Annotated in this window: 2 protein-coding genes; both read right to left on the bottom strand. The window is 69.4% G+C overall.

The genetic code is table 11. From position 1 onward, the window contains the following. Window positions 1-82: 82 nt before the first annotated feature. Window positions 83-1,456: a response regulator gene (locus tag VIR15_RS01650; RefSeq protein WP_331925729.1), complete on the bottom strand. Its 1,374-nt coding sequence runs from the start codon at window positions 1,454-1,456 to the stop codon at window positions 83-85. Between the two features lie 65 nt (window positions 1,457-1,521). Beyond that, on the bottom strand, window positions 1,522-2,652 hold a 1,131-nt coding region (locus VIR15_RS01655; RefSeq protein WP_331925730.1), incomplete at its 5' end, for an ATP-binding protein.

Raw genomic sequence — 2,652 nt, forward strand, 5'->3', positions numbered from 1 at the left:
CGGGCTCACCTTGGTAGGCGACCTTCGGCATCCGCGAAGCCTAGCAGTGAGCCTGTTGCAGCCCGACTCGGCTTCGGTTCGCTCAGTCGATCCGGATCAGGCCCAGCCCGGAGGCACGGGCCAGCGCCTGGACGCGGTTGCTGACGCCGAGCTTGCGGTAGGCGTTGCCGAGGTGCGTCTCGACCGTCCTCGGCGAGAGCGCGAGGCGCGTCGCGATCTGGCCGACCGTGAAGCCGAGGGCCGCGTGCTCGAGGACCTCGATCTCTCGCGGCGACAGGTTCGGTGGTGCGTCGGTCTCCTCTCGCGCCTTCCGTGCTCGGCGGCTGAGCTCGGCGACGGCTCCTCGCATCTGGGCCTGTGTGAAGACGCGCTCGCCCCCGGCGACCCGACTCAGAGCGTCGGCGATCACCCGGACGCCGGAGGCCTTCTCGAGGTATCCCTCCACGCCGATGATGACGCTCTCGAAGAGCGCCTCCTGGTCGGTTCGCGCCGTGAGGACCAGGATCCGGACGGGGAGCCCTTCGTTGCGGATGGCGCGGGCCAGGTCGAGCCCCTGGAACTCGCCCGGGAGCGAGAGATCCAGCAGGATGACGTCCGGCGCGAGCTCCCTGCACGCCTCGAGCGCGGACGACGCGTCGTCCAGCTCGCCCACCATCTCCAGGCCGGGCGTCTGCTCACACGCGATCCTGATGATGCTGCGGAGCAACGGGTGGTCCTCGACGACGAGGACTCGGGTCGGAGCGTCCGCGGAGGTCGGGTTCGGGCGTTCGACCGGCGAAGGTGCCGTGGCCATCAAACCGTGGCGGTTGGTCGGGGCAAGGCCGTGACGCCATGCCAGTGTGACGGCCTCGATCGTCGAATGCACACCGAGCTTGGCGAGGATGCTCTTGACGTGGCTGTGGACGGTCAGCGTGCTGATGCCGAGTGACGCGGCGATCTCCGGGGCCGTCTCGCCGGCCGCGAGGGCCTGAAGCACCTGTGTCTCTCGCGGCGTCACGCGAGCGAGCCCGTGCTCACCCAGGCTCCCCCGGAGTTGTCCCAGGACGGACGCCAGGTCGCTCGCGGGCATGACGATCTCGCCGGCGGCCGCTCGCCGGACGACGTCCAGCACCTCGTCCACCGCTCGCGATTTCGGCACGTAGCCGCAGGCGCCCGCCGACAGGGCCTCCGCGATCACCTCGGGACGCTCGACGCCGGTGAGCAGCACCACCTTCACGTCCGGCGCGGCGTCGCGGATCCGGCGCGTGGCCTCGATCCCGTTGGCCCCCGGCATGTCGAGATCCATCAGCACGACGTCCGGCTCCTCCCCCAGGAGCGCCATCGCCTCATCGGCATCGCGCGCCGAGCCCACCAGCCGGACGTCGGGCTGGCGCCCGAGGAACATCTCGAGCGCTTCGGAGAAGACCTCGTGGTCGTCGACCACGAGGACACGGGTGATCTTCGAGGACGGCTCCATGTGCCTCGCGCTATGCATCGGCCGCAAGGCGCCGGGTTTTGAGCGTCGACCGGCTTCGGAGGGAATTACTCCTCGCTCGCCTCTGTGTCCTCGACGTTCGCGTCGGCCTCCGTGGGGTCGGCCGCCTGACCGGCAGCCTCGGCGGCGACCTCCGTCACGTCCGGCAGGAACACCCGGAACGAGACGCCACCACCCTCACGCTCCTCGACCCAGGCCCTGCCGGCGTGGACCTCCGCAAGCCTCTCCAGAACGGCCAGGCCGGTCGACTTCCCGCCCCGGCCGGCACCGTCCATCTGCTCTCCTGGTGAGGACGTCAGGGTGTGACGCTGGTTCTCGGGAACGTCGGGGCCGGTATCGTCGACGGCGATCACCGCGCCTTCGGGGTCGCTCGACACCTTGATCCACACATGGCTGGCGGACGACGTTCGCGCGTTCGCGTTGCTCAAGAGCGTGTCCACCATCTCCTCGACCATGAACGGGTCGACCGGCACCACGACCTTCTCGGCCTCCACGTGGACGTTCCGGTTCGCCAGATCCGGCGAGTCCTCGACCACCCGGCGCACCAGAGCCCGAAGGTCGGTCCGGCGGCGATTCAGCCTCAGGGTCCCGTCGGCGAGCCTGTCGATCTCCAGGAGCACGCCGACCATGCGATCGAGCTTGCGGGCATTGGTGCCGAGCTGTCGCACCAACTCCCGGCCGTCACGAGACTCGGGATCGTTGTGCTGAAGCGCAAGGCTGACGCCCAGGATCGACGTCAGCGGCCGGCGCACCTGGTTCGCCAACCCGTCCTTGAGGGCGCTTCGCTCGTTGCCTGCGACGGAGCCGATCGGCAGGTCGGTCTTCGCCACCGTCAGTCGCACCTTGAGCTCCTTGATCTGCCCTTCCACGACCTCGACCCGCTCGCTGGCGGCCCGGAACCGTTCATCGCTCAGGCGCGCTCGTTCCTCGGCACCGACCAGCTCACCTCGTGCCTGTTGCAGCTGCTCGAGCAGCTCCGCGTTCTTCGCGGCGGTCTGGGCCGAATTGTCTTCCACGGCTTGCGAGCGCATCTCGGCCTGCTTGACCTTGGTCTCGGCGACCAGTGCCGCAGCGGTCGCCTGGTTGGCCTCCTCCTCCGCGACCCGCATGCGCTTGTTGGCCTCTCCTGCCTTCTCCTCGGCGTCCCGCTTCCGAAGCTCCGCCTGCTGCGCATCTGC

The organism is Intrasporangium sp. (assembly GCF_036566125.1).
Classification (GTDB): domain Bacteria; phylum Actinomycetota; class Actinomycetes; order Actinomycetales; family Dermatophilaceae; genus Intrasporangium.

Bases quoted from the DNA above. Each gene is read 5' to 3' on its own strand.
- VIR15_RS01650 (WP_331925729.1), bottom strand. From the start codon at position 1,456: ATGGAGCCGTCCTCGAAGATCACCCGTGTCCTCGTGGTCGACGACCAC.